Source organism: Roseibium aggregatum (assembly GCF_017309185.1).
GTDB classification, from domain to species: domain Bacteria; phylum Pseudomonadota; class Alphaproteobacteria; order Rhizobiales; family Stappiaceae; genus Roseibium; species Roseibium aggregatum_B.
Genome location: NZ_JAEKJZ010000003.1, coordinates 432,123 through 459,012, shown reverse-complemented (window position 1 = coordinate 459,012; position 26,890 = coordinate 432,123). Strand labels below are relative to the sequence as shown.

The window sequence follows — 26,890 nt, the reverse complement described above, 5'->3', positions numbered from 1 at the left end:
CGGATCAGCCCCGCATCAGTTCCGGAATGAGCAGCGTGATCGCGGGTACATAAGCGATCAGGAGCACGATGGCGACGAGCATCAGGAGGAATGGCAGGAGCGGTCTCAGGGCCTGTTCCACGGTGATGCCTCCGATGCTGGCGCTGAGGAGAAGGGTCAGGCCGACCGGCGGCGTCACGTGGCCGAGGGCAAGTCCGGACACCAGCATCAGACCGAAATGCACCGGATCGACGCCGAAGCTCTGGGCGGCGGGAAACAGGATCGGGGTCAGGATGATGGTCGCAATCGCCGGGGTCAGGAACAGGCCGACGACCAGGCAGATCAGGATCACATTGAGCGCGAACAGGTCGCTTGACGGCAGGACCGCGAACAGCGATTGCGACAGTTTCAGCGGCACCTGTTCCACGGTCATCACATAGGCGAACACCTTGGCCGTGCCGAGCAGGAACATCACCTGGCCGATGGTTCTGGCCGCGTCCGCGAACAGGGCCGGCAGATCGGCCAGCTTCAGCTCCCGGTAGTATCCCCACGTGATCAGCAGTCCGTAGACGATGGCCGCCGCCGCGGCTTCCGTCACGGTGAAGACCCCGCCGAGAATACCGCCGATGATGATCAGGGGCATCACCAGGGCGGGAAAGGTGTCTCCCGTCTTGCGCGCGAGTTCAGGCAGCGAGAAGGGTTGCCGGACGCCGTAGCCGTTGCGCTTTGAAATCACATAGGCGACCGCCATCAGCGCGAAGCCGATCAGAACGCCCGGAAGCAGGCCGCCGGCGAAGAGTTCGTCCATCGGCGTATCGGTCAGCCAGCCATAGAGAATGAGATCGACGCTAGGCGGAATGATGATGCCGATGACCGAGGAGGTCGCTGTGACCGCGACGGAAAACGGCGCCGGATAGCCGCCCCGCTTCATCGCCGGAATGAGCACGGACCCGATGGCCGCGCTGTCGGCGGTCGCCGAACCGGATATGCCGCCGAAAAACATGCTGGCGGTGACGTTGGCATGGGCCAGCCCGCCCCGGAAGGAGCCGACAAGCGCCTGGGAGAAATCGACGATGCGCCGGCCGATACCGCCCTTGTTGACGACCTCGCCGAAGACGATGAACAGGGGGATCGCAAGAAGGGGATAGGAGTCGATGCCGGAAACGAGCTTGTGCGGCAGGACGGTCAAGGGCAGCGCACCACCCCAGAGGATCGCCACGATGCTTGCCACCAGCAGCGAAAACACCACCGGCATGGACAGGACAAGGCAAACCGCGAAGGTCAGGAAGAGAACCTCAGCCATTGCGGGCCTCCCCGGCAGTGTCTCCCGCGCCGTCGCCGAGATAGACACGCCAGTCAAGAAGCATGGCCGCCAGCATCAGCCCCGCTGAAAGCGGCAGGGAGACATAGATAAAGGACATGTTCAGTTTCAGGATCGAGGACCTCTGGAAGTGAACCACCCCGAGCAGTTTCACGCCGTAAACGATCAGAAGGATCAGCGCGGCCAGGATCGCAGCGTAGACAAGCGCCAGCACAGCGCGGCGAACGGATCCCGGCAGCAGATTGACGAATGTATCGATCCGGTGGGCGCCACCGGAGTTGATCACCAGCGCCGCTCCCATCAGGGCGGCCCAGATGAAGGAAAACATCGCGACCTCGTCGGTCCAGGAAAGACCTGTCTGGAAGACGAAACGGGCGACCACCTGAAGAACCGTGCAGCCGACCATGACGGTCAGCATGGCTCCCGCGACGGTGGCCTCAAGAAAACCGAGCCCGAGGCGGATCCGGGAAGAAAGGCCTGTCTGGCCCATGGGGTCTGTCATAGTCGCCATCGCTTGGGAGGAGCGCCACGGGCAGGAGATGCCCGTGGCTCGCACAGTCGGGAAGCCGTGACGGTCTTCAAGTTTTCCGTCAGGCTTCGCTTGCCGCCGATCAGTAGTTCTGGATAGCCTCTATCCGATCGAGCCCGCCAAGGTCGTCGGCGTTCTGCGCATAGACGTCCTTGATCCTGGCAATCCAGTCGGCGCGGTCTTCCGGCGTGATGATCTCGGCCCCCTTGGTGGCAAGGTCGGCGAAAAGGGCTGCTTCCTGGTCGAGGAAGGCGGTGCGCTCATAGCTTTCGGCGATCTTCGCCGCATCGAGCACGGCCGACTGCTGTTCCTTGCTCAAACCGTCGAAGGTGATCTTCGACATCATCAGGTTGTGCCAGCTGAAGATATAGGCCAGACGGGTGAAATACTTCGTGTCTTCGTAAAAGGCCATGGACCGGTAACTGACGCCGGTGCCCTCGCCACCGTCGATCAGGCCTTGCTTGAGGCTGACCGGAACGTCGGACCAGGCGACCGGAGTGGCGACCGCTCCGAGTGCGTTCCATGTGTCGATGATGGCGGTGTTCTTCATCGTGCGGATCTTCAGGCCCTGAAGATCGTCGAGCTTATGGACAGCCTTGCTGGTGTAGAGGTCGCGCGTGCCGCCATAGCCGTAACCCAGCTTGACCAGCCCGACGTCCTGCATCTTGGCGGCCATTTCGTCGCCGATCTTGCCGTCCATAACCCGGAACAGGTGGCCGGCGTCGCGGAAGATGAACGGCAGGCTGAAGACCTGAAAGTCGGGAACGAAATTCGCGGTGACCGCGGAGGTGATGGTGGCGATGTCGACGCTGCCAAGCTGCAGGCCGCTGATCAGTTCGCTTTCGTTGCCAAGCTGGGCGGCGGGAAAGATCTCGACGGAAAGGCCGACATTGCGTGCTTCAAGCTCTTCTTTGAACTTGAGCGCCATGTCATGATACGGGTGATTGGTCTGCAAGACATGGGCGAATTTCAGCACCTTGTCCGCGGCGAATGCCGGAAAGGCGGACGCAAGACCAGTCGTGGCAACCAGGGTGGCGGCGACCAGGCCGCGGACGGTTTTGCCCGCAATTCTCAATTTCATGGCGATATCCAATCTTGTTCGATGACTTGGGAGGGGACGGGTGGAATTCTAGGCATCGGCCAACGGTCACTGTAATAAAGGCAGGCCATCGAGCGCTCAAACGATTAATCTTTATAGTAATTGATAAGAAAATGTTGTTGAACGCGACACACAGACCGCCAAAATGGATGAAAATATGAAGTATTTATGACACCAGCTCATTCGAATTTACCGCGGCGACTTCCTTCGCAAGATCGACGATTGCCTCGGTCAGCGCATGCGGCAGATCCGATGGGTAATAGGCGAAATATTGCAGGTCGGCGGACAGGGCCTCTGTCTCGATCATGTGCAAACGGCCTTGAGCCAGCTCCTCCCGGATGGAAACCACGGGCAGAAAGCCGATGCCGCCCGCATTGGCGACCAGATTGATGGATGCCGTCACCGAGCCCGAAGCGTTGATGCGCGCCGCCTGGAGATTGGCGGCCTTCAACTGTTCCTTCACGATAGCGTAGGGCCTTGAGGACTTTGGAAAGGTGACGATGGGTTTGGACGAGAGCTCCTCGATGCCGACCAGCCGGTTTTGCAGATTCATGCCTGCGTTGGCGACCCAGGCGAATTCGTAGCTGCACAGGTAGCGCGCGGTCATATCCGCATCGACCAGCGGCCCTACCAGAAACGCCATGTCCAGCGACCCGCTCTGAACCGCCTCCCTGAGGACGGAGGACGTATCCACTCTGAGCTCCACCGTGACATGCGGATGATGCTTTTGCAGATGCTCGAGGAGGGTCGTCAGCCAGACATGGACGATCGTGTCGACGACACCGAGGCGGATCACCCCGCGAAAGGCATCGACATTGGCGACCCGGTTCAGCATCTCCGATGTCAGCTCGAGAATGCGCTCGGCGTAAGGGATGATTTCCCGTCCTTCCGCCGTCAGCTTGCAATTGCGCTTCCTGCGCTCGAACAGCGTTACGCCGAGCTGGTTCTCCACGGAGGCGACCCGTTGCGAAATGGCGGCCTGCGTGGTGTTCAGCTTTTCCGCCACGGCCCGGAAGCTCTTCAGCCTGGCCAGCCAGACCAGAGTTTCTAGTTTTTGCTGGCGCATGGAAGATCCGGGGAACGACGACTGACATCTCCCGGAACAGCCCCGGCGGATCGGGCCTGGTTCCTGGGATGAGAAAAAACCTGCATCCCGCTTCAGTACGTGCAAAACAACGCAGTTTTTTGACACTCGGCGCGCCGGACCGCCTTGGAGGCCTCCCAGAAAGTGGCCCAGGGTTCAATCAAGCCGGAAAAACCGGCGGGCGAAGGCGTTTTTGCCGCCTTCGCCTTGAATGCTCACTCCTGTTTTCGGCAACCCTTTTCGAGGACTTGCTCCGCGAGCCCGGCGTCACTCACGCGGCCCGGGACTGGGCCGGGTCGGTGTGTTTGGAGTGGACCGGGTTGAGCGGCAATTTCACGACGAATGTGCTGCCTTTCCCGATCTCCGAATGGACGCTGAGCTTGCCCTTGTGCTTGATCTCGACGAGGGACTTGCAGATGGCCAAGCCCTGGCCGGTCCCCTTGCCTGGCGGTTTCGTCGTGTAGAACATGTCGAAGATGCGGCGGACCGAATTCATCGGGATGCCCGGGCCGTTATCCGCCACCTTGATGGTGCAATACTGCTCGTCCTTCTCCAGGCTGACGGTGATTTCTCCCTTGCCGCCGCTGTAATCGCGCGACTGAGAGTACTCCGAGATGGCGTCCGCCGCGTTGACCACCAGATTGATGACCACCTGGGACATGTCTCCCGGATAACAGGGCACCATCATGTCGGGCTCGGCTGGCTCGAACGTCAGCTCCGCGCTATGACGCCACTGCGACCTAGAGACCGTCACGGCGTTCTCGATCAGCTTGATCATGTCCGCTTCGGTCGACTCCGTATCGTCCGGATGCGCAAATTCCTTGATCGACCGCACGATCTTGCCGATCGACTCGACCCCTTCCGCGGCCTCCAGAAGCGCCGAGGGAATTTCGTCCTTGAGGAAGTCCCAGTCCATTCCGCGAAGCTGTTCCAAATCTTCCTCACCGGCGTTTTTCTCGACCTTGTCGACAAATTCGGTCAGATCGGTAAAGGCTTCCCGCAGGAACTTCAGGTTATCGCCGATGAACTGGGTCGGCGTGTTGATTTCATGGGCAACGCCGCTTGCCAGCGTGCCGAGAGACTCGAGCTTGTGGGTTTCCATCAGCTCCAGTTCCAGCCGGCGGTTCTTCTCGTTTACCTCGCACAACGCGGTGATATCCGTATCGACCATGACGAAGCCGCCAGTCACGATCGGGCGTTGCGTGTGCAGGAGAATCCGCTCACCCATCCATTCGCTTTGCCAGGTCTGGATGCTTTCGCTGTCGAGACGCTGCAAACGGTCCTGAACAACGGCTGTCTGCGCATCGGCATCCTTCGCGGTTCCCGCGGCATAAGCGGTCAGCAGGACATCCTCGAACCGCGCTCCGGAAAGGCAGTCTTCGTTTTTCAGGCCATAAAGGTCCAGGGCGGCGCGGTTGACAAAACGGAGTTCTCCGTTTTCCGCCACGATGAAAATGGCTTGCGAGACGCTGTTGATCGCATTGTGAAGCAGGGTCTCGGCGATCTTGCGGCCGGCCTCTGCCTCGTCCCGCTGATTTTTCGCGGTCCGTGCGAACTCCGCCAGGGCCGTCGACATCGTATTGAAGGAATGCGCTGTAGAAGCAAGTTCGTCATTGCCCCGCACGGGCATGTGATAGCCGAACTCTCCTTTGGCGACGCGGGCCGCACTGTCGCGAAGCTGTGTCAGCTGCCTAGTCAGAACGGAGCCCAGCATGTAGCCGAACACGGCAACCAGCAACACCTCGAACCCGGCTATCGTCAGCATGCGGCGTGTCCCGGCCGCGACCACGTCGTTTAGAAGTGACGCCGACAGTCCGATTTGAACCTCGCCGAAATTCGCTCCCCCCGCCAGGATCGGCGCGGCGACGTCGAAATAGTTGTCGCTCAGATCATGGTCGTCCAAACCGTTTCCATGTTTCAGCGTCCTTGCGGGAACCTCGCCGCCTTCGGCGAGCACCAGACCGCTTGAATTCCTGATCTGTACATAGAGCAGGCCTTCATTCGCAAGCGCCTGCTCTACGAGCGCGTCCAGCGTGGCCAGGTCGAGCGCCACCACCGCATCGCTGGTCATGGTGGCCAGCAACTTGGCCGACGTCTGCGCTCGTGTCCGCAATTCCTGTTCGTTCGACGATCTGAGATCCTGCAGGCTCGTCATGACGAGAATACCGAGAACGACGACCTCAATGAGCGCAATACCCAGTATTGTTTTCAGTTTGAATGACATGTCTGTTCTCCCACAGTCGCGATCTCGGTTTGTCCGGAGGTCAGGTTCAGGGCACGGATGTCGTCCCAGGAGCTGTCGTCGGCTGAGACGAAACCCGACATTCCAAGCGGCTTGAGAACGCCGTCATCGCGCATCGCCAGCATTGCTTCCGCGACATGCCCCCGGTCGACGGGGTCCACCGCTGGAGAAGCCGCAAAGGCGTGGGGCGTATATTGCCCCGTCTTGTAAAAGACCCGGAGCTGCTCCCTCAGGTCCTGCGGAATGTTTCCGAAGGTCCGAACCACTCCACCACCCGCGGGAACAAGACCCAGGGCCACCGCCCGGTAAACGCTGTCGTGCGACTTTACGTATCGCGGCTTGAAGTCTACGTTTTGCGCCGTCAACTCGGCCCTCGGGAGGACACTCGCACCAAAGGCGGCCGGTGACGGGAAAGCGATTTCCGCCTTGTTCAGGTCCTTCAGGTCGTCAATCGGGCTGTCGGCCCTGGTGACCAGAAGGCCCGTCAGCTTCTTCTCCGACTGATGAGCGAACGCCTGATAGCCGGCCGTTTCATGCACGACCGTGTAATGATAGGGGTTCATGTAGGCGAAATCATAGGCCTTGGCGGCGAGACAGGCCTCAAAGGTCGGAATGTCCTTGGCGGTCGTGAACTTGAGCTTCATCCCCGTCTCGCGACCCAGGGCTTCCAGAAATGGCACCCAGACCTGAGCGAGACGGGTCGCGGATTGCTGGGGAACCACTCCGAACGAATAGACTTTCTCGTCAGCAACCGATTGATCGCACGAGAAAAGAAAAACGGCGGCAGCTGCCAGCAAAGTTTTTGCCGCAGCGCGCCGCCTTGAGTTGTTCAGTGGTACTTTCACTTCAAAAGCCGTTTTCATGGCATCAAACTCCAATTTCTTTATTGATGCCGAAATTCGGCCTGACATACGATCCCCATATAGGGACAGATTGACCTCCTTTATTTATTGGTAAAGAACTAGGAAACAGGTTCGTCTGCCGCAGCGGACGCAGATGCGGGCACAGATTGCCGCCAGACATCGAAGTGGACGTCCGGAGAATTCATCACGGAAACGGCACGCAGACGCTTGATCGTGATCGGGCTCAGATGGCTACCCGCGGCCAGGAGCAAGCGCCCCTCGCCGTCCCGGACGTCGGTGGCAAGCGTGTCTCCCGAGAGCAACCGCGCGGCCGGAACCTTCTTACGTTCCACATCGACGGTGCCCGCGAAGACCTGATCGCCACCAAGGACCTGACGCATGGCACCGAGAATGCGTGGATCGTAGCGCGGAGCATTTTGTTCCAGCTCGGTAATACAGGCTTCGAAATTGGGCTGATCGCCCGTCGCGATCTCGGCAAGGTCAATCAGGGCGCACAACACCCTCGACGCTTCAGGAAGGGATTCTCCCTCGATCTCGTCGTTCGGAAAGCCGCTGCCGTCGAACCCTTTCCTGCAGTAGTAAATCGCTTCCGCGATGCCCTCCATGCGGGGAATGTTCAACACAAGGTCGCGCGCCTGCGAGGCCGCTTCGTTGACCTGGCGCATTTCCTCCGGCGACAGGGCGTCGCCAACGAAGTACCGCTCCGCGAGCCGATCCGGCAACGTTAGGTAACCCAAGGTGCACAGCATGGCCGAAACGCCCTGTTCGAGAGAGGGTTTCGTCCCGAGCGCCCTGCTGATCTTTCGTGCCCAGCGTTGAATGACCGAGGCCCGCACATGGGCATGCGGCCGCGAGAGGGCAATGATGTCAACGAGCATCTTCACACTGCCGGACAAGGTGTGCTCCAGGAGCTCGCGTTCCGCTACAAGCGTTTGGTGGTGCGCAATTCCCTCCTCGATCACTTTTTGAAGGCTCTCGGAATCGCAGGGCTTTCCGATGAACCGGAATATACGACCGTCATTCACGGCCTTGACCGCGGTTTTCTGGTCGTTGTCGCCGGTCAGCATTATACGCGTGGTCGATGGGGCTTTTTTTGAGATGAGACCAAGCAGTTTAATGCCATCCATTCCCGGCATGTTCTGGTCGCTGACGACCACCGCAAAAGGACCTGACGTTTTTATCTTTTCCAGGGCCAGTTGCGGACTGTTGACGGTTGCCACGTCAACCACCTTGCGCAGCACCCGGGCGGCCGCGTTCAAGACATTGGTATCGTCGTCGACCAGAAGGACAGTTCTGTTTCCACTCATGCGGCGACCCCTCGATCTTGAAGACGCGCGCTTTGCTCGACGACCGCGTCGCCGATCAGCCTTGGCCATTGCTCGAACGGCGCAGAGGCATTGGATGCGGCAAGATGCATGAGCGATGCGCCCAGAATTTCCGGCAAGCCGAGCAACACCATCAGATAAGCGGCCCGTTTGGCGACCTGACCCAGCGTTCCGCTCGGCTCGACCGCTCCGGAGCGCAGGCCCATGCCCAGGACATAGGCCGCCGAGATGGCATCGGCATCGTTCGTAAGCGATGAGCAATGGTTCTGGGACGCCCGCGCAAGCCAGTAGGCTTCTTCCGGCTGGAAACCCTCCCGGTCCTGCCCGCGGCTTTCCTGACCGAGCCGGCCGACTTCGATCAGATCCCGCAGGCGGTCGACACCGACATAGGCCACCGCCTTGCGGACACTGCAGGTTGGAAACGGATCCTTGAAATAGGCCGAATTCGAAAGCTGCAGCAGACGAAGGGTCAGGCTTGGGTCCTTGCGCGCGATTGCGGCGACCTCTTCGCAACTGGGAGCGTCGGCCTGGAGGGCAAGCTGCAGTTCGTTCGAAAGGCTGGAGGGGGTATTGAGCCTGTCGAGCATCGAAAGCTCGATCGTTCCGTTCTCCAGCTGGTCGTGCAGTCTTGCATCGACCACATCCTTGATCACCGAGATGATCGCCCCGGGCGAACAGGGTTTGGCAAGGAAACGATGGCTGCGCCCCACGATCCGGTAAATCTCGTCGAGTTTGGCTTCCCCCGACAAGACGATGCGAATGATCTGAGGATGATGTTCGGAGATCCATTCCAGCAGCCGGGACCCGTCGACCTCCGGCATGCGCATGTCGGTGATGATGATGTCGACCGTTTCGCGCGTGATGACCTTGACCGCATCGACGCCGCCATACGCGAAATGCATGTCCCAGCGGTCCCGGTAGGAATACACATGTCGTCTCACGGCCCTGAGGATATTGGGCTCGTCATCGACAAACAGAATGCTGACTTTCCGGGACATGGCACGCTCCGCGCTTGCGAAAACCGATTGATGCCGAGGGTAAATGCCGGATCGGGGGCGCCATATCCCCATTTGGGTACAATTTTAACGATCCGGCGCGGCGTGACGCGGGAAGCGCTCCGGGTCTGCGGATTGCTTCCGCCGCTCGACCTACATGCGGGAGCGCACAAGAGGTACGGGCGTCGTGAGGATCAACTGCACCAGATCGACCTGGCGGCGGACACCGGTTTTCTGGAAAATGCGCTTGAGATAGGTCCTTGCCGTTTCCAGGGTCACCTTGCAATCGCAAGCAGCGCTTTCCACGGTACCGCCGCTCGCGATCGTCCGCGCGATAACGGCCTCGACCCGCGTCAGACCGAACAGGTCAACCAGACTTTCAACGGACGGCGGCGCCGTCCGTCCGGGAACGGTAAACAGGACAGCGGCGCGTTTCTGTCCGACAGGCATCACGACTGCGGTCAGCGCTTCGCAATCCTCCGGATCGGATAAGGACACGAATTTGGGACCCGTGTCCGGCTCGTCCGCAGCCTTTCGGACCGCTTCCTGAAAGTGACCGCGCGCACCGGATACATTCACGGCCAGAACACCGTTGCGGTCGACAAGGATTCCCTTGTGCGATTTCATCACTTCATCGGCACTTTCGTTGAGGTAGATCACTCGGCTTCGGCCGTCGACAACGGCGACGGCGGGGGACATGGCAGACAGCGCCGCAGTGGCCATGTTGCCCGGGTGCTCCCTGCGGGACTCGATCGCCGTCAGCGCCAGCTCGATGGCTTCCAGGAGGTTTTCCGAGGCGCAGGGCTTGGTCAGGAACCGGAACACTCCGGTCTTGTTGATCGCATCGATCGCGGAGGCGAGATCCGCATTTCCGGTCAGCAAGATATACTCTGTCTCAGCATCCCGATGGCTTTTCATCTCGCCTATCATCTCGATTCCGTTGAGATCAGGCATCCGGAGGTCGCTGACGATCACATCGAAATGTTCGTTCCGGCAAAGCTCGACAGCCTTCAGCGGTTCGCTTTCGAACGCCATCTCCCATTCCTCGCGCCGGGTCCTGAAAACCCGTCGCAAGGAACTCAGCATCAAGGCTTCGTCATCGACGAAAAGAATACGCGGTCGAATTTCGCTCATGAATACACAGTAAGCGGACAAAGTAAAAATAATATATAGACAAAACTATATAAAAGAAGAAATGTATAGTTATTTTAACATTGAAATTATCATGATTAATAATTAGGAAATCAACCCTGAGGCAGCAACTTATTCGAAGTCAGCACATACGGAGAGCTGTTCAATTCACTGAAGAGCATTGGCTTGGCGTAGAAGTAACCCTGCGCCACCTGATAGCCGATATCGGCGAAAAGGTCCCGTTGCGAACGCGTTTCAATCCCCTCGACGGTCAGACGTGCTTTCATCTTCTCCGCAAGCGCTCCAATCGTCCTTGCAACGTGCCGGGCCCTGTCACTCTGGAGGGCCTTCTCGACAAAACTGCGGTCGATCTTCAACTCGTCCCAATCGAAATCCGTGAGATAGGACAGAGCGGAATAACCGGTACCGAAATCGTCCAATGAAATGGAAACGCCCAGTTCCTTCAACCCGGCAAGGGTTTCGTAAACACGCTTGCTGTCGCCGATAATGACGGATTCCGTCACTTCCAGTTTCAGACGCGCCGGTGGCAGACCGGTCGTTTCAAGCACCTGTTTCGTGAACGCCGGAACGTTGTCCTGAACGATCTGGAGGACGGAGAGGTTTACCGAGACACTCGGACCGCCGCGCATGGAGACCGCGTCTTCACAAGCCGTCTTCAGAATGTGCTGACCGATCTGCACGATCGCCCCGATCCGTTCCGCGGCCGCAATGAACTCCTGCGGCGGAATCATGCCGAATTCGGGGCAGTGCCAGCGCGCAAGTGCTTCCATGCCCACCATGCGGCCACTCGCCATGTCGAACTGGGGCTGATAGACCGGATAGATCTGATTTCCAAGGACGGCCGACCGGAGCCTGTCTTCAATAGTCCGGCGCCTGGTCTGCCCGCTCCGCAGAGGCTCGGAGAAGACGACCACTTCGTTGGGACCGCGTCTCGACGCATCCTGCATCGCCAGGTCCGCGTGCAGGACAAGGTCCCTGGCGCAAACCTCGTCACCGTCACCGACCGCAATTCCGGCATGGCCATCCAGCGTGACAACAAAGTCCTCGCGTTCAATGGGGACATTTACGATCGCCACCAGAATGTGCGCGACAATACAGAGTTCCGCTTCCGTATTCACACCATGAAGCAGAAAGGCAAATTCCACGTTCCCCGTTCTGGCTGTCTTGTTTCTGTGATCGAGCGTAGAGATGTAGTTCTGAAGCTCGTTGGCCAGACCGGCGATCACTTCATCGCCGAAGCCATAGCCGAATTGAACGTTGGTGCGTTTCAGGCCACCTATTTTGAGAACGATGACACCGAAACCGTCCGAGGCTCTCGGGTGTTCGACAAGATCGCTGACCGCATGAAGAAAGGCGTCCCGATTTGCCAGCGCGGTCAGCCCGTCCGCTTCCATGACCCGTCTGGTTTTCGCCGCGGACTGCAGAAGCTTCTCGCGCTGCTCCCTGAGCTTGACACTCTGCGTGAAACTGACGGTGAATGCGAGCAGCGCCAGAATGACGATGCTTGCGACCGCCACCTGCTGGGCCTGGCCGGTGCTGACGATCTTGTTCTGGCTTTCCGACGTCATCTCATGGATCAGCCGCCAGTCGACGGCATCAAGATGCGAACGAATGGACCCGACCTGCCTTGCCAGGCGAACGGCATGGCCGCGTTCACGGGTGTTCGCCAGCCTGACGAAATCCTCGCGCAACGTCTCCAGGTTCGAGACCAGCCGACCATTCACGTCCAACAGTTCGGAATGGGTTTGCGCGGGCGAGAGCGGGGCCGTTGCCCCGGCAACCTGCAGGCTGTCCAGCAACGACTGATAAATCTCCTGCGCGGACCGGACCCGCTCTTGCGAATTATCGCTCGCCACCGCGTTCAGGGCGACGTCCAGCCGATCCAGCTGATTGCGGCCATAGGCCAGGAACGTCAGCATTTCCTGGCTGGCCGACTGTGCCTTCAGCAGCTTTGTTGAATTCACAAAGGTGAAACTCAACATCCACCACATGGAAATACCTGCCAGGACGGAGACTGCCGCCAGCATGAACATATGCGGAGAGCTCAGGCGACTGTCTCTTTCCATCCAATCTCCTTTGACGTTCCCGCTGCGCATTCGTGCCCGCTCCTTGGTTTCAGTTCGACGCAACTAATGACTCGTGTGGGGAACGGGCGATATCCACATTTGGGGACATGCCAAAGGAAAAGGTCACTGAAGGTGCGTGAGAAATGAAAAGTCGGACGATGGCCGCAGAACCGTCCGTTCCTCGCAGCCCCGGAGCATCCTTGGCCTTCGCGGCCCAATCCTGTTGCGCGGAGGGCCTTCGAGTTCGGCATTCAGGCTCAGGGAAACCCGTTCTGCCTTGCTGGCCAGATTTCGCCGAGGCCTGATGGCCCCACACAGGAATGATCTCAAAATTGCGCCACAAAAAACGGCGAAGGCGCTGCCGCCTCCGCCGTCAATGTCATCGGTTCTTTTTCGGGTCAGAGCTCCCCGGAACTCATCTGCCGGGCGATGTGGTCCGCCTGGCGGATCGCCAGTGCGACGATGGTGAGCGTCGGGTTTTCCGCCGCCCCCGTCGTGAATTGCGAACCGTCGGAGATGAACAGGTTCGCGATGTCGTGGGTCTGGCCCCACTTGTTGACGACCCCGTCGCGCGCCTTTTCCGACATCCGGTTGGTGCCCAGATTGTGGGTCGAGGGGTAAGGCGGCGTCGGGAAGGTGCGGGTGGCGCCGACCGCGTCATAGATCTCCGCCCCTTTCCGGTAGGCGTAGTCACGCATCGCCCGGTCGTTCGGGTGGTCGGAGAAATTGACGTTGGCGACCGGCAGCCCCCACCGGTCCTTGACGTCGTGGTTGAGGGTGACGCGGTTGGTCTCCTGCGGCATGTCCTCGCCCACGATCCAAAGCCCCGCCATGTTCTCGTACTCGTCCAGGGCGCTCGTGAACTCTCGACCCCAGGCCCCCGGATCGAGAAAGGCCGCCATGAAAGGCAGACCGAGCGACAGCGTTTCCAATTCGAACCCGCCAACGAAACCGCGCGACGGATCGTGCCGCGCTTCGTCCTGGACGATGCCGGCCATGGTCGTGCCGCGCCACATGCGTACCGGCTTGTCGAACACCGCATAGACCGAACCGGTCATGTGGCGCATGTAGTTGCGCCCGACCTGGCCCGAGCTGTTGGCGAGCCCGTCGGGAAACATCGGCGAGGCGGAATTGAGCAGGAGCCTGGGGCTCTCGAAGGAATTGCCCGCCACACAGACGATCCGCGCCTTCTGGAGCTGCAGATTGCCGTCCTTGTCGAAATATTCGACGCCGGTCACCTTGCCGCTGTCGTCGTGCAGGATTCGGGCGACATGGCTGTTGTCGCGAACCTCGAGATTGCCGGTGGCCTCGCCGCGCGGAATATCCGTGTAGGCGGCAGACCACTTGGCGCCCCATTTGCAGCCCTGGAAACAGAAGCCGGTCTGCTGACACGGCAAACGGTCGTCATACTCCGCGGAGTTGATGGCCATGCGGCCCGTATGCACTTCCTCGTAACCGAGTGCCTTCGCGCCGGCCTCGAAGACCTTGAAGTTGTTGTTGCCCGGCAGACCGTCGCGTCCGCCGGTGCGGGTGACCTTCAGCTTGTCCTCCGCAAGGTCGTACCAGGGCGCCATTTCGGCCGCGTCGATCGGCCAGTCGAGCAGGTTGGCGCCCAGCACATCGCCGTAGGCCGTTTTCGCCTTCCACTCATGCTCCTGAAACCGCAGGCTGGCACCCGCCCAGTGGATCGTCGTACCGCCGACGGCCTTGACGATCCAGGCCGGAAGCCCCGAGAAGTCCTTGGCCACCCGCCAGTCGCCCGAGGTCGTACGCGGGTCCGTCCAGGCAAGCTGGCCGAAACTGTCCCACTCGTCGTTGATATAGTCGTCGGGCAGATAGCGCCCGCCCGCTTCCAGCGCGACCACGCTGACGCCCTTCTGGGCAAGTTCGTTGGCAAGCACGCCGCCGCCGGCGCCCGTGCCGATGATCACCACGACGGTGTCGTCGTTCAGATCGAATGGTGCACTCATGTCCTCTCCTCCCTTCGATCGACGGATACCCAACCGGTCCCGGCCGGACAGTCAGACGCCGATCGAACTCAATTGCTTGAAGCCAGTCGCCCGCGTCCCTCGGGACAGCGGCGTCGTCAGCCCTAGATCCAGTTGATGTCGTCGAAGCCGCGGTCGATATAGCCGCCCTTGGAGTAGCTCTCGCCCTCGTAACCAAAGACCGGCCAGACGGCCTTCTGGTTGTAAAGACCGGTGACGAGCCCTCCCCGGATCGTCTGGAAAAAGGCGCTCTCCTCCATGCCGCGCAGGATGTCGACACGGTCCCGCTCCCAGCCCGTGTCGAGATAGCTGGCGTGTCCCTTGCCGCGCGCGGCGGCATCGAGCGCTTCTATTCCGGCCTCGATGTCCTCGGCGGAAGCCGGGTCGTCGTAGCCTTTCACGGCGATCACATAGAACTCGTCGCCGATGCGGTCATGCGGATAGATGTCGCGCGCCATCTGAACGAGCGTGGCGAAGGTTTCCGGCTTGAGCGCCGCCGTTTCGCTCGCCCAGGCCGCATCTTTCGCCGCGATAAAGCCGGAGCCGATCACAAAGGATGCGCCCGCGGCGCTGGCCCGCAGCAGAAGCTGCCTGCGGGAAAGCCCTTTCGGGCCGGTCTTGCTGGTCATGTCTTTCCTCCCTCATAGTCCTCAACTTGTTACTTGTAGCGTCCCCCCCGCTGCAGCACCTCGATCTGGTACCCGTCCGGATCCGCGACAAAGAAAAACCGTGCCACCACCTCGCCGGCGGGGGCGAATTCAACGAGTTTTCGGGGGGCGAGGCCTTCCGCCTCGAAACGCGCGTGTTCCGCGTCGAGATCGTCCACGGAAACAGCCAGGTGACCGTAGCCGTTGCCGAGATCGTAGGGATCGCTCTGACCTTTGTTGACGGTCAGTTCAAGTTCGAATTCGCTTTCCGGATTGCTCAGATAGATCAGCGTGAAGTCCGGAAAATCGAGCCGGTCCGCGACCTGCAGACCGAAGGCCTTCTCGTAAAATGCCAGCGACCGCGTTTCGTCCAGAACGCGGATCATGGAATGTATTGCCTTGGCCAAATGACCTTCCTTCCGTGTGAATGATGTCACGAAAGGTTAGGCGGGCAAAAACCGGCCAGGGTAGTATGTCTATACCACTGCCAGCTTTTTTTCCGGCTCCCGGGTCCTGAAGGGTTCGGTCGCGAAGCTTGCCGCAGCGTTTTCAGCTTTCAGTTCCATGAACTTCAGACAGGCGCATCTCAAGAGAGACGTGAAATTACTGGGCTCGCCACGCTGCTGCAGAACCTCGGAGTGCAATGTCGAGATGAAGACGGCCGTGGAGACACCGTCGCGTGTCGCAATCTCGTCCAGGATCTCCCAGAAGGCGTTTTCCAGACGGATGCTGGTGCTTTGACCGTTGAGGCGGATGCTTCGTGTTTGACTGGCGTAGCGTTCGGGGTCCTGTCCCGCGAATACCTGGCACATTTTGTTTCTCCCAATACCGGCGTGAACTTATTCAAGGCGCGTCTTTTTTGTCGCCGGACGTATTATTCGTACCTTAGATGCGAAATCCGGTCCAGATACGGAAGCAATTCGCAACAGGCGGCAACTCCCTTCCGCGTGCGCGGCAGCACGGGCTGTTGTGTCGAAACCGGATGTCGCGTCCTGAAGGGATCGGCTTGGGACGGCTCCCCCGTCGTAACGCCTAATCCACAGGATCAGACCCCTGAAAATGAGAGAGACTTAGGAACTCATTAGGGAAAACACGCATATCGGCACGCGACCGCCTTGATTTTGCTGCATTGCAACATAAATCTGTCTCGACCCGTTCCCCCTCGAGGGCCGGGACAGCACGTGTCCATCGCCCGCGGTGCGGGCCTAACCGAAAACACGCGACGAATTTCATCTCTGGAGGAGGATAAGGCCCGACAACGGGTCACGACAGGGACGTGACGGGCAAGGCTTGCGCATGCCCGGACCAATGCAACGGAAAGGATGCGGCAGTGAGACAGCAGCGATCGAACGGCGAGGCTCTCCCTCTCAACCTGGGTCTCCAGGGCGGCGGTGCGCATGGGGCCTTCACCTGGGGTATTCTGGACCGCCTTCTTGAGGAAAAATCCATAACCTTCAACGCCGTTTCAGGCACCTCCGCCGGCGCGATGAACGGCGCGGCGCTGATCTCCGGCCTGGCCCATGGCGGCCGCGACGGAGCGCGTCAGGCACTGGAAGCCTTCTGGCGCGGCGTTTCGCACCGGGGACGCTTCGCCCCCACAAACATCGCTTCGGCACAAGCCGCCTTCGGCGCGCTCGGCATAGATGCCGCCGCGCTGCAGCCCTTTCTCGGCGCCGGCATGCAGCTTTTCTCGCCCTACGACTTCAATCCTGCCGGTTTCAACCCGCTGCGCAAGGTGATCAGGGACACGATCGACCTCGAGGCAATCGCGCAGTCTCCGATCGCGTTTTTCGTGACCGCCACCCATGTCGGCAGCGGCGACGCCCGCGTCTTCGCAAATGACGAGATCGGCGCCGACACTTTGCTTGCCTCCGCCTGCCTGCCCACCCTCTTCCATGCGGTGGAGATCGACGGCGAGAGCTATTGGGACGGCGGTTACACCGGCAACCCGAGCCTGATGCCGCTTGTGCATGAGACCGGCGCCTCCGATCTGTTGATCGTACAGACCAGCCCGACGACCTGGTCCGAGGCGCCTTTGAACGCCCGCCAGATCGCCCTGCGCGAAAAGGAGATTTCGTTCAACGCGCCCCTGATCAGGGAACTCCGGTTCCTTGCGGAACTGAAACGGCAAGCCGGAGCAGGTTCCGCGCAGAGACGTCCGGGCGGTTCATCCGCCTTGTCCGTCCTGGGCGGGCGCCGGGAGAAATACGGCAAGAACGGCAACCATCCGATTTCGGACCTGCGCCTGCACCGGATCACCGGCGAGGAAATGGACGGACACAGCAGCCAGTCGAAATTGAACTCCACATGGCAGTTCCTCAAGGACCTCCGCGAGGCCGGCCGACGCACAGCCGAACGGTTCTTGGCGGACCACGGGACGGACCTTGGCCAGCGCTCCACACTCGACCTGACCCAATGGCTGCACAATCCGCAGCGCGCTGTCCCCAGAACCGCCAGAGTGTCCTGAAGCGGACCTGCCGCATTCAAGCCACAAGTGGAAAACAGCGTGAACTCAACTTCGCGCCGCAATAGCCGGTCTTTGGAAACGCAACAAACAGCGCCGACAAACATATTTCAAACAAATATATTTCCAAATATTTCCATAGGACGAATACACAAAGATACAATATCCGATATTGACTTGCACACTCGATTGAATATTTGTTGCCTCATGTATTTACAAGAAACACAGCTCCAGAAGTGAAACTTATCCCGACAGCTCAGCACCCCTTAGAACACTTTTCAAACAAGACATGAACTCGCGAATAAAAGGCCCCGAAGCGCTCCGGGAAGCAGGACATGACTGTGCGTGCATCTAGAAGAAAGAAACTGTTTCTCGTGCTGGTGCTCGCCACCGGACTGTCGGCGGTAGGGTATTATTTTCGCGGCAGCCTCCTGCCCGCGGAGGAGACCACGGCCTATCTGACCGCGCAGGCGACCCGGGGCGATGTCGAGGAAACCGTTTTGGCGACCGGCATCCTGAAGCCGCGCAAGCTCGTCGCCGTCGGCGCGCAGGTCTCCGGCCGGATCACGGCCCTGCATGTGGAGTTGGGACAGGAAGTCGAGGAAGGCGACCTCATCGCCGAGATCGACAGTGTCACCCAGGAGAACGACCTGCGCACGGCCGAAGCCTCTCTTGCCCAGGTAAAGGCCGAACTCGCCGAGCAGGAAGCCAATCTCGTGCTTGCGCAAAGTACCTTCGCCCGTCAGACCAAACTCTCTTCACAAAACGCAACCGCTCAAGCGGACCTGGAATCCGCGGAAGCGGACATGAAAGCGGTCGAGGCACAGATCGATTCCCTGAAGGCGCAAATCATCTCCGCCGAAGTCGCGGTGGAGACAGCGCAGGCCAATCTGGATTACACGAGGATCACCACGCCGATTTCCGGCACCGTTCTGGCGGTGGTCAGCCAGGAAGGCCAGACCGTCAACGCGACCCAGTCGGCGCCGACCATTGTCATCATCGGGCAACTCGATGTCATGACGGTCAGGGCGGAAATCTCCGAAGCCGACATCGTGAAGGTCAAGGCCGGTCAGGAAGTCTCCTTCTCGATCATCGGCGCGCCGGACGTGACCTACACCTCACAGCTCGAGTCGATCGAACCCGCGCCGGAATCCATTACCAGCGACAGCAGCATCACGTCGTCAACCTCCTCCTCGTCCTCCAGTTCATCCACCTCCACCTCGGCGATCTACTACAACGGCATCTTCCACGTACCCAACCCGGAAGGCATGCTGCGAACCTACATGACCGCGGAAGTGCACATCGTTTTGGGCCGGGCGGAAGACGTTCTGACGATCCCGGCCGCGGCGCTGAAATCCGGTTCAAGCACCGGCGCCTACGCCGTCCAGGTGCTCGACCCCTCCGGTTCGGTCGCCATCCGCGCCGTCGAAGCGGGCCTCAACGACAAGATCACGGTGGAGATCCTGTCCGGTATTGAGGAAGGCGACAGGGTAATCCTGGGTGAACGGACGGGTGCGTCCGCGGCGACAAGCTCGCGGAGGCCCGGACCACCGATGGGACTTTGACCATGAGCGGGATCTGTCTCAGATTGCGCGGCATCGGGCGGGCTTTTCCCTCCGGAGACGGCGAAGTCGAGGTTCTGAAGAATGTCGATCTGGATTTCCGGCAGGGGGAATTCGTCGCGATCATCGGTCAGTCCGGGTCCGGCAAATCGACGCTGATGAATATTCTCGGCTGCCTGGACCGTCCAAGCAGCGGCAGCTATCAGATATACGACAGGGAAACCTCCGAACTGGAGGCGAATGAACTCGCCGCCTACAGGCGCGAGCATTTCGGCTTCATTTTCCAGCGCTACAACCTTTTGAGCGAACTCACCGCCACCGGAAATGTGGAAGTTCCCGCGATTTATGCAGGCACACCCTCCGACGCGCGCCGGGAGCGGGCGGAGAAAATCCTCATCCGGCTGGGTCTCGGCGACCGGCTCGAGCATACGCCCAACAAACTGTCGGGTGGCCAGCAGCAACGGGTCTCGATTGCCCGCGCGCTGATGAACGGCGGCGAGATCATCCTCGCAGACGAACCGACCGGCGCCCTGGACACCAGGAGCGGCGAGGAGGTTCTTCAGGTTCTCAAGGAGCTGCACGCCGAAGGCAAGACGATCATTCTCGTCACCCACGACCCTCTGATCGCGCAGCATGCGGAGCGCGAAATCGAAATCCGCGACGGCGAGATCGTTTCCGACAAGACAATCGCAAGGGAAGCGGCTGTTGAAGTCCCCGAAACCGCTCCGGGCACGCAGGAGCCACCGCCGCGATCGGTCTTCGGAGCGTTCAGGAGCTCTGTCGACCGGTCCGTCGAGGCGCTCTGGATGGCACTCAGGGCGATGCGGGCTCACAAGGTGCGTGCGCTTTTGACCATGCTTGGCATCATCATCGGCATCGCCTCCGTGATCTGTGTGGTCGCCCTCGGTGAAGGCTCCCGCCAGAAGGTGCTGACCAACATCTCCAACCTGGGAACAAACACGCTGGAAATCTTTCCGGGCAAGGATTTCGGCGACACGCGCTCCGGCAAGATCACCACGCTGGTGATCGGGGATGCCGAGCAACTGGCACGGCAGCCCTATGTCGCCGCGGTGACCCCCACGGTGACGACCACGAGCACGGTCCGCTACGGCGCGAACGAGTCCAACGCCCAGGTGAACGGCGTCGGCGTCTCCTATTTCGACGCCAAGGGACTGGAACTGCTGCAGGGCCGCTTCTTCGACGAGCGGGCCTTGAAGACCTACGGACAGGAAGCGGTCATCGACGAAAACACCCTTGAGACGATGTTCGGCGGCACGGAAGAAGACGTCCTCGGCAAGGTGATCCTGCTCGGGACGGTGCCCGCGCGCATCGTCGGTGTCGCCAAGCAGCAGCAGGGCGGATTTGGCGGCAGCCAGAACCTGTCGGTCTATCTGCCCTACACGACGGTGCAGGCACGCATGCTCGGCTCCACCAGCCTGCGCAGCATCACCGTGCGGGTCGCGGACGACGTGGAAACGGATCTCGCGGAAACCGCCGTCACCGAGTTCCTGACCATGCGCCATGGCAGCAAGGATTTCTTCATTCTGAACACGGACGACATCCGCCAGACCATCACCAGCACGACGGAAACCCTGACCATCCTGATCGCTTCCATCGCCGTCATCTCGCTTCTGGTCGGTGGCATCGGCGTCATGAACATCATGCTGGTCTCGGTCTCGGAACGGGTGGTCGAGATCGGGGTCCGGATGGCGGTCGGCGCGCGCCAGAGCGACATCATGCTGCAGTTCCTGATCGAGGCCGTGCTGGTCTGCCTGACGGGCGGCGCCCTCGGCATCCTGACCGCGCTCGCCTTCGGCGTCGGCTTTTCAGCACTCGGCACCAATTTCAGCCTGGTCTATTCCGCCGACACCATGCTCTGGGCGGTTGCGGTATCCAGCCTGATCGGCGTCGTCTTCGGCTTCCTGCCGGCCCACAACGCCTCGCGTCTCGACCCCGTAACCGCGCTTGCGGGCGAGTAGCCCGGAACGCGGCCGGACAGGTTGGGGGCGGTTGCAGTTGGTCTTGAGAAAAAGCAGCTCTATATCAAGCGGCGTTGTTATGGTCGGTCTGAGGGAACAATGGCATCTGCGTCGACAGGCGCAAGGCGGTTGACCGAGGGGGGAACGAGGGCATGAAGAAGACCAAGGGGCACCCGCTGGTGGAGCCTTCCGGAAGCGGCGGAAAGATTGCTCTCGGGCCGCTGGAGACATTTATCGGGTTCCACCTGCGCATTGCCCAGGATGTCTCCTTCCAGACGTACGCTCACCACGTTGGTGAATCGCGTGTCAAGCCAGGGCGGTTCGGCGCTCTGTTGCTGATCGGGCAAAATCCGGGCCTCACGCAAATGGAGTTGAGCCGGGCGCTTGCCCGCGACAAGTCCAGCGTGACACCGCTTGTTCAGGCGCTTCAGCAGCAGGGGCTGATTATTCGAAAGTCCTGCGACGTCGACCGGCGCCGTGTCACCCTGTGGCTCACGGACGCAGGCGAGGAAGAGCTCGGGTCGCTGCTCACGCACGCCGAAGAGCACGACCGCAAACTCGACGCGATCGTCGGCGACAAGAAGGAGGAATTTCTCGCGCTCCTGAGAAAAATCGTCAATGAACTGGCCTGACGGCCTTCTTTTCAAGGCAGACAGTCCTCGCCGCCGCCACGGGAAAGAGCGGAATGCCCTTTTCTCGAAAAGCAGGTTTCCCAGGGTTCGTTCATTTGCAACAGGTTGAACAACGGGGAAAAGCAACGCCAAACTGCCTCAATTATCGGCAGGTCCCGTTTCGTTAACCAATCGGGAGGCAAATTCCGCCACGCTTGAGTTTGCAAGACGCAAACAGGCGAATGGACGAGCGGATTGTCAACCCGATCAAGACCCGGAAAGGCGGCAGGCCTCCTCCTCGCGGCGATGACCGCCGGGGCCGTCACCCCCGCGAAGTCCGGCGAAATAAAGCCCTATATCTGGTCTTTCGCAAAACCTTCAAACAGCAAGTATGAAATGACGGTCGGTGCGCGCCTGCCGGTCCTCGGGCAACCGGAATTCGGCTCCGATGTCACCCTGCCTTCCGCCCTGCCAAGGGATTCCCTGAATGCTCCAAGAAGCTACGTCCCCTCGGGAACGCTCTGGTCGAAACTGCGGTTTTCGGACAATCGGAAACTTTTCGGTCTGGACGATACGGGCCTCACGATGCGCTACGATCCGCAAACCGACGCGGCAACCTCCGAGTTGTCTGCGGGCAAGACATTCAGCCTGACCGGACTGCTGGATTTCACATTGCGCGACAGCTACGCACTCTCCGCGGACCGCTTCGAACCGGAGACACTGAGCTGGAACACGAAAAAGGCGATCGAGCTGTCGGTGAAATCCACGAAGACGAAGTTTACGGCCGCCTTCAACGCATCGCTGGACGATGCGGCCTGGCACTCGAGCCTGTCGATGGAACAACCGGTGAGCCAGACCTTCCGGCTTCAGGCAAGCGTCGAAGACCTGCAGGCGGAAACGCCCACCTCCGTTTTCAGGGCACGGTTCAGCCGGGCCTGGTAGCCCGGTCAGCCAAGGGCCTCCGGAAAGCGCTTACCAGGGTTTGGCCAGCATTTCCCCTGAAATCTGACCCAGCCAGGTTTCCGACAGGACGTCGTCGCCATTGCGCAGATAAACGCGGGCCTCGATCGGTTCGGCACCGGATGTCTTGGCGTCGAACACCAGTCGCCATCGCTCGGTCCCGACCACCGGCAGCACATAGGGGTTGATCACGTCACCCGTGGAAAGCTCGACCACCGGTTCGATGCCGTCTTCTCTCGTCATGCCCGCAAGCGACTTGCCCTCAAAGTCGAGGACCACCTTGATTTGTTCCTGCGGCCGCGGTTGGCCCGGAACCCCGCCCGGCCCCGTCCGTGTCGCCACGACCTGCGCTCCCGAATCCGGCAGGGGATGCCGGTCGCGCCAGTGCATACGATAGGCGAAATGGCGTTCCTCTCCGGCTTTCGGCAGCGTTTCGGGCATGAAATACGCCACGATATTGTCGTAGATTTCATCGTCGGTCGGAATTTCCACCAACTGCACCGCGCCGCCGCCAAAAGCCTCCTTCGGCTCGATCCAGACGGACGGACGTTTATCGTAAAAGATGCCGTCGTCCTGATAATGGTCGAAGACCCTGTCCCGCTGCGCCAGCCCGAAGCCCTGGACGTTGTGCGCCTGGAATGACGAGGTTCGAAGCCCTGACGGGTTGTTCAGCGGCCGCCAGATCTGTTCGCCGCTTTCTCCGATCATCGCCAGGCCGTCCGTGTCATGGACTTCCGGCCGCCAGTCGCGGCCCTTCAGACGGTTGCTCTCCGAGTACCAGAACATGCTGGTGAGCGGCGCGATACCGAGCCGTTCCACTTCGTTGCGGAAGAACAGATGGCTGTCAACGTCGATCACCTGCCCCTCCCCGTCCTCATTTTTCATGGTCATTTTGTAGGCGCCGGCAACGGACGGACTGTCCAGAAGCGCATAGACGACCAGGGTCGCGTCCCCGGAAGCGGACGGCTCGAACCAGAACTCGGTGAAACGCGGGAATTCTTCGGCCTTCGACAGGCCCGTGTCGATGGCAAGCGCCCGGGCTGACTGTCCGTATTGCCGCGACTGACCGTCGGTCCGGAAATAAGAGGCCCCGAGAAAGGAAATCCAGTCGGTTTCAAGGTCTTCCCGCATCACCCGGAAGCCGGCGAAGCCGATATCAGATGGCAGTCTTTTGCCCGGACTGTCCTCAGGCATGCTGAAGTAGTCCGGTGAATAGAGGATTTCCCGCGAAGTCCCGTCCGCGACTTCATGCAGCCTTACCGGTTCCTTGAAATAACGCCCGAGATGAAAGAACTGCAGCGGGACGCCCGGCGCGATCTCTACGGTTTCCGCGCTTTTGAACCGGATCTTCCAGTGCGCGTCATAGTCGATCGTCTCCAGCGTTTCCGCCGCCCGCACCTCACCCGGCTGATAGGGGTGCGCGGCGGTGTCACGCGCGCGATCGATCAGCACCTCGAAACTGAAGGGTTCGGACTCCCCGCGCAGGCCCGCGAGGTCCGAGGCGTGGGCGGCAAGGGAAAAGGCCAGTCCGAAAAACAGTCCGGCAAGGAGAAGCATCTGTCGCATGAGATCCTGGAGCGTTGAAAGGTTACGGGGTTCAACGCGGGTAATGAATCCCAGGAATGGGGCACCCTGGCGGCAATTTGTGATCGATACCAAGGATCATTGATGTCAGTCTCGTGTCACCCGCCCGTTGCCGAGGAGCCTCTCGGCCAGTTCCGCGAGCTGGTAAAGCGCGACGGAAAGCAGGATGGAAACCACAGCGACCGACCAGATCATGCCGTAGTCCAGATAGCCGCGCGACTGGTTGAGCAGATTGCCGAGCCCCTTCCCCGTCGCGAGCCACTCGGCGATCATCACGCCCAGAAGGGCCTTCGGCAGCGCCAGCCTGCCGGCGACGAAGATCCATTTTCCGCAAGCCGGAACGGCGATCAGCCACAATTTCTTCCAGGTCGAGGCGCCATAGGATTCGACGAGATCGAAGGCCGATTTCGGGATCAGCGCGAAGCCCTGCGCCAGCACCACGAAGGCGGCGAAGAACGTCACCGAGATCGTGATCACGAGGGTGACCGTGATCCCGCGGCCGAAGATGAGAACGGCAAGCGGGGTCAGGGCGACCAGCGGCATGGTCTGGGTGAACAGCGCGAAGGGCAGGATCGCCCGCATGATGGCAGGCGATACAAAGGAGACGAGCGAGAGCAGAAAGGCAAACAGCAATCCGGCGATCATGCCAAGCAAGGTGATCGGAACGGTTTGGGACAGGGCCACAAGAAGACGCGCCTGCGCGGACTCCGCCGTCTTGCCGAGAAACAGGTAGTCGATCACCCCGAAGGGCGTTTTCGCGATGATCGGCGACAACCCGGACGCCCAGATCAGTCCCTGCCAGACAAGGAAAGGAAACAAGAGCGCGGCCAGGACCATGGCGAACGATTGCAGCCGCCCCTGGGCGGGGGCTGCCCGCACCTGCGAGACCGTCAGGCTGAGCGCCTTGTTTTCTCCCGTGACCCATTTCGCGGCGACTGCGGCAACGACATAACCCAGAGCCGAAATCGCGGTTGCCGTCAGGCCGATGCCCCAGAGCCGGTCCGGTTCCGCCCGCCCGAGCGAGCCCAGGAGAAAGCTGCCCAGTCCCCAGCGGGCACCGGAGCCGAATTCCGCCAGGATCGCGCCGAGAACGGCGGCCGGGGCCGCGATCTGAAAGCCGCTTAGAATGGCGGGCAGCGCCGTCCTGAGCCGCACCAGATAGAGCGCCTTAAAATTGCCGCCGCCATAGGCATGAACCAGGTCGATAACGCGAGGATCGGCCGTCTGCATGCCGGTCAGCGCCGCCGTCATGGTCGGGAAATAAACCAATAACGCTGCCAGCGTGATCCGCGCCGTATCCCCGTCCAGCGCAATCACCAGCACCGGCGCGATGGCAATCGGCGGCACGGTGAACACCGTGATGTTGATCCCCCGGAAGAGGCGTTCGGAAAACGGCCACAGACAGAACATCGCAGCGGCAGCAACGGCAACGAGATTGCCGATGACAAACCCCGTTGACGCCGTTCTGAGCGTTGCCGTCAGATGCGGCCAGTAATCGTCGAACTCGCCGATCAGGCGAAGGATCACAGCCGAGATCGCAGGTAAGGTGCCGCCGGCCACCAGCTTCATCTGTCCCGCTATTTCCCAGGCGAGAAGCAGGCAAACGATCAGGACAGCTGTGACGAGATGACCCCAATTGCCTGTCAAGCGGCCCGTCATGCGGCCTCCCGCCCGGTTTCGAGATAGGCGCCGATCTCATCGCAGAGGCCATGAAACTCGGCTTCGCGGAGCAGCTCCGGGCCACGGGGCCGGTCGAAAGGGATCTTGATGTCTGCGACGACTCTTGCAGGCCGCGAAGACAGGACGATGACCCGGTCGGCAAGATAGACCGCCTCGTCGACACCGTGGGTGATCAGAAGCGTCGTCGGGCGTTTCGCCGACCAGATGCGCTGGAGTTCCAGATTCATCTGGCGCCGCAGGATCAGATCGAGCGCGCCGAACGGTTCGTCCATGAGCAGGACACGGGGGTCGGTCACAAGCGAGCGGGCAATGGCCACGCGTTGACGCATACCGCCGGACAATTCGCCCGGTTTCGCCGTTTCAAAGCCCTTGAGACCGACAAGTTCGATGAGGTCGGCAATCTGATCGTCATCCGGCGCCGTGCCCAGAACCTCGAAAGGCAGCCGGACATTGTCGCGCACGCTCCGCCACGGCAAGAGCGCCGCATCCTGAAAGGCGACGCCGACGGAACCGGAGCGCCGCGCGATGACGGGATCCTCACCACCGATCTTCACCGAGCCGCCGTCCTCGGTTTCCAGGGCAAGGGCCAGTCTCAACAAGGTGGACTTGCCGCAGCCCGACGGTCCCAGAATGGCAGTGAAGGAACCGGCGGGGCAATTGAGGGTAAGCCCGTCGATGACCCGCAGGGCCTCGCCCTTGATCGTGAACGTTTTTGCGACGTCCGTGAAAGAAAGAGGAAGGCCCTGCATTCACAACGATC

The 26,890-nt window shown here is 60.6% G+C and carries 22 protein-coding genes; 5 read left to right on the top strand and 17 right to left on the bottom strand.

Features of this window, described 5'->3' with window-relative positions; translation table 11 throughout:
• Positions 1 to 4: 4 nt before the first annotated feature.
• The 14 genes from JF539_RS17265 to JF539_RS17200 form a co-directional block, all read right to left on the bottom strand.
• Complete coding sequence (locus tag JF539_RS17265) at positions 5 to 1,282, bottom strand: TRAP transporter large permease (protein WP_207141936.1); 1,278 nt, start codon at positions 1,280 to 1,282, stop codon at positions 5 to 7.
• Positions 1,275 to 1,802, bottom strand: a complete 528-nt coding sequence (locus JF539_RS17260; protein WP_207141935.1) for a TRAP transporter small permease — start codon at positions 1,800 to 1,802, stop codon at positions 1,275 to 1,277. Before JF539_RS17260 ends, JF539_RS17265 begins: the two co-directional genes overlap by 8 nt.
• Positions 1,803 to 1,911: 109 nt before the next feature.
• Positions 1,912 to 2,910: a TRAP transporter substrate-binding protein gene (locus JF539_RS17255; RefSeq protein WP_207141934.1), complete on the bottom strand. Its 999-nt coding sequence runs from the start codon at positions 2,908 to 2,910 to the stop codon at positions 1,912 to 1,914.
• A 184-nt stretch (positions 2,911 to 3,094) separates the two neighbouring features.
• The gene (locus JF539_RS17250; protein ID WP_207141933.1) at positions 3,095 to 3,994 is read right to left on the bottom strand and encodes a LysR family transcriptional regulator; all 900 of its coding nucleotides are present in this window, start codon (positions 3,992 to 3,994) and stop codon (positions 3,095 to 3,097) included.
• A 289-nt stretch (positions 3,995 to 4,283) separates the two neighbouring features.
• Positions 4,284 to 6,236 (bottom strand): sensor histidine kinase, encoded by a 1,953-nt coding sequence (locus tag JF539_RS17245; protein ID WP_207141932.1) that lies wholly within the window; start codon positions 6,234 to 6,236, stop codon positions 4,284 to 4,286.
• A complete protein-coding gene (locus JF539_RS17240; protein WP_207141931.1) occupies positions 6,221 to 7,117 on the bottom strand; it encodes a phosphate/phosphite/phosphonate ABC transporter substrate-binding protein in 897 nt (298 codons plus the stop codon). Before JF539_RS17240 ends, JF539_RS17245 begins: the two co-directional genes overlap by 16 nt.
• 98 nt (positions 7,118 to 7,215) lie before the next feature.
• Positions 7,216 to 8,424: an HD domain-containing phosphohydrolase gene (locus JF539_RS17235; RefSeq protein WP_207141930.1), complete on the bottom strand. Its 1,209-nt coding sequence runs from the start codon at positions 8,422 to 8,424 to the stop codon at positions 7,216 to 7,218.
• Entirely contained in the window at positions 8,421 to 9,440 is a 1,020-nt protein-coding gene (locus tag JF539_RS17230) for a response regulator (protein ID WP_207141929.1), read from the bottom strand. Before JF539_RS17230 ends, JF539_RS17235 begins: the two co-directional genes overlap by 4 nt.
• Positions 9,441 to 9,590: 150 nt before the next feature.
• A complete protein-coding gene (locus JF539_RS17225) occupies positions 9,591 to 10,571 on the bottom strand; it encodes a DNA-binding response regulator (RefSeq protein ID WP_207141928.1) in 981 nt (326 codons plus the stop codon).
• 110 nt (positions 10,572 to 10,681) lie between these two features.
• Entirely contained in the window at positions 10,682 to 12,655 is a 1,974-nt protein-coding gene (locus JF539_RS17220; RefSeq protein ID WP_207141927.1) for a putative bifunctional diguanylate cyclase/phosphodiesterase, read from the bottom strand.
• Positions 12,656 to 13,053: 398 nt separating this feature from the next.
• A complete protein-coding gene (locus tag JF539_RS17215) occupies positions 13,054 to 14,625 on the bottom strand; it encodes a GMC family oxidoreductase (protein WP_207141926.1) in 1,572 nt (523 codons plus the stop codon).
• Positions 14,626 to 14,747: 122 nt separating this feature from the next.
• Positions 14,748 to 15,272 carry a Twin-arginine translocation pathway signal gene (locus tag JF539_RS17210; RefSeq protein ID WP_207141925.1) on the bottom strand — a complete coding sequence of 175 codons (525 nt, stop codon included), beginning with the start codon at positions 15,270 to 15,272 and terminating at the stop codon, positions 14,748 to 14,750.
• A 29-nt stretch (positions 15,273 to 15,301) separates the two neighbouring features.
• Positions 15,302 to 15,697, bottom strand: coding sequence for a VOC family protein (locus tag JF539_RS17205; RefSeq protein ID WP_207141924.1), 396 nt, complete (start codon positions 15,695 to 15,697; stop codon positions 15,302 to 15,304).
• Between the two features lie 69 nt (positions 15,698 to 15,766).
• Entirely contained in the window at positions 15,767 to 16,102 is a 336-nt protein-coding gene (locus tag JF539_RS17200; RefSeq protein WP_207141923.1) for a ribbon-helix-helix domain-containing protein, read from the bottom strand.
• A 518-nt stretch (positions 16,103 to 16,620) separates the two neighbouring features.
• On the opposite strand from JF539_RS17200, the gene JF539_RS17195 reads away from it, so the two are divergent.
• The 5 genes from JF539_RS17195 to JF539_RS17175 all read left to right on the top strand — a co-directional run bounded on the left by JF539_RS17195 (position 16,621) and on the right by JF539_RS17175 (position 22,848).
• A complete protein-coding gene (locus tag JF539_RS17195) occupies positions 16,621 to 17,757 on the top strand; it encodes a patatin-like phospholipase family protein (protein WP_207141922.1) in 1,137 nt (378 codons plus the stop codon).
• A 332-nt stretch (positions 17,758 to 18,089) separates the two neighbouring features.
• Positions 18,090 to 19,319, top strand: coding sequence for an efflux RND transporter periplasmic adaptor subunit (locus JF539_RS17190; RefSeq protein WP_207141921.1), 1,230 nt, complete (start codon positions 18,090 to 18,092; stop codon positions 19,317 to 19,319).
• Positions 19,320 to 19,321: 2 nt separating this feature from the next.
• On the top strand, positions 19,322 to 21,295 hold the full coding sequence (locus JF539_RS17185; RefSeq protein WP_207141920.1) for a MacB family efflux pump subunit: 1,974 nt from the start codon (positions 19,322 to 19,324) through the stop codon (positions 21,293 to 21,295).
• Positions 21,296 to 21,447: 152 nt separating this feature from the next.
• Positions 21,448 to 21,927, top strand: coding sequence for a MarR family winged helix-turn-helix transcriptional regulator (locus tag JF539_RS17180; protein WP_207141919.1), 480 nt, complete (start codon positions 21,448 to 21,450; stop codon positions 21,925 to 21,927).
• Between the two features lie 234 nt (positions 21,928 to 22,161).
• A complete protein-coding gene (locus tag JF539_RS17175; RefSeq protein WP_207141918.1) occupies positions 22,162 to 22,848 on the top strand; it encodes a hypothetical protein in 687 nt (228 codons plus the stop codon).
• Between the two features lie 30 nt (positions 22,849 to 22,878).
• Here the strand turns inward: JF539_RS17175 and JF539_RS17170 are convergent, their stop codons facing one another.
• The 3 genes from JF539_RS17170 to JF539_RS17160 all read right to left on the bottom strand — a co-directional run bounded on the left by JF539_RS17170 (position 22,879) and on the right by JF539_RS17160 (position 26,879).
• On the bottom strand, positions 22,879 to 24,432 hold the full coding sequence (locus JF539_RS17170) for a glucan biosynthesis protein (protein WP_207141917.1): 1,554 nt from the start codon (positions 24,430 to 24,432) through the stop codon (positions 22,879 to 22,881).
• 105 nt (positions 24,433 to 24,537) lie between these two features.
• On the bottom strand, positions 24,538 to 26,109 hold the full coding sequence (locus JF539_RS17165; protein ID WP_207141916.1) for an ABC transporter permease: 1,572 nt from the start codon (positions 26,107 to 26,109) through the stop codon (positions 24,538 to 24,540).
• Positions 26,106 to 26,879 (bottom strand): ABC transporter ATP-binding protein, encoded by a 774-nt coding sequence (locus JF539_RS17160; protein WP_207141915.1) that lies wholly within the window; start codon positions 26,877 to 26,879, stop codon positions 26,106 to 26,108. The genes JF539_RS17165 and JF539_RS17160 overlap by 4 nt, the downstream gene beginning before the upstream one ends.
• Positions 26,880 to 26,890 lie beyond the last annotated feature (11 nt).

Coding starts and splice junctions, on each gene's coding strand:
- JF539_RS17165 (WP_207141916.1), bottom strand. CDS start 26,109: ATGACGGGCCGCTTGACAGGCAATTGGGGTCATCTCGTCACAGCTGTC.
- JF539_RS17220 (WP_207141927.1), bottom strand. CDS start 12,655: ATGGAAAGAGACAGTCGCCTGAGCTCTCCGCATATGTTCATGCTGGCG.
- JF539_RS17260 (WP_207141935.1), bottom strand. CDS start 1,802: ATGACAGACCCCATGGGCCAGACAGGCCTTTCTTCCCGGATCCGCCTC.
- JF539_RS17210 (WP_207141925.1), bottom strand. CDS start 15,272: ATGACCAGCAAGACCGGCCCGAAAGGGCTTTCCCGCAGGCAGCTTCTG.
- JF539_RS17200 (WP_207141923.1), bottom strand. CDS start 16,102: ATGTGCCAGGTATTCGCGGGACAGGACCCCGAACGCTACGCCAGTCAA.
- JF539_RS17230 (WP_207141929.1), bottom strand. CDS start 9,440: ATGTCCCGGAAAGTCAGCATTCTGTTTGTCGATGACGAGCCCAATATC.
- JF539_RS17245 (WP_207141932.1), bottom strand. CDS start 6,236: ATGTCATTCAAACTGAAAACAATACTGGGTATTGCGCTCATTGAGGTC.
- JF539_RS17235 (WP_207141930.1), bottom strand. CDS start 8,424: ATGAGTGGAAACAGAACTGTCCTTCTGGTCGACGACGATACCAATGTC.
- JF539_RS17225 (WP_207141928.1), bottom strand. CDS start 10,571: ATGAGCGAAATTCGACCGCGTATTCTTTTCGTCGATGACGAAGCCTTG.
- JF539_RS17255 (WP_207141934.1), bottom strand. CDS start 2,910: ATGAAATTGAGAATTGCGGGCAAAACCGTCCGCGGCCTGGTCGCCGCC.
- JF539_RS17190 (WP_207141921.1), top strand. CDS start 18,090: ATGACTGTGCGTGCATCTAGAAGAAAGAAACTGTTTCTCGTGCTGGTG.
- JF539_RS17265 (WP_207141936.1), bottom strand. CDS start 1,282: ATGGCTGAGGTTCTCTTCCTGACCTTCGCGGTTTGCCTTGTCCTGTCC.
- JF539_RS17180 (WP_207141919.1), top strand. CDS start 21,448: ATGAAGAAGACCAAGGGGCACCCGCTGGTGGAGCCTTCCGGAAGCGGC.
- JF539_RS17185 (WP_207141920.1), top strand. CDS start 19,322: ATGAGCGGGATCTGTCTCAGATTGCGCGGCATCGGGCGGGCTTTTCCC.
- JF539_RS17160 (WP_207141915.1), bottom strand. CDS start 26,879: ATGCAGGGCCTTCCTCTTTCTTTCACGGACGTCGCAAAAACGTTCACG.
- JF539_RS17250 (WP_207141933.1), bottom strand. CDS start 3,994: ATGCGCCAGCAAAAACTAGAAACTCTGGTCTGGCTGGCCAGGCTGAAG.
- JF539_RS17215 (WP_207141926.1), bottom strand. CDS start 14,625: ATGAGTGCACCATTCGATCTGAACGACGACACCGTCGTGGTGATCATC.
- JF539_RS17240 (WP_207141931.1), bottom strand. CDS start 7,117: ATGAAAACGGCTTTTGAAGTGAAAGTACCACTGAACAACTCAAGGCGG.
- JF539_RS17170 (WP_207141917.1), bottom strand. CDS start 24,432: ATGCGACAGATGCTTCTCCTTGCCGGACTGTTTTTCGGACTGGCCTTT.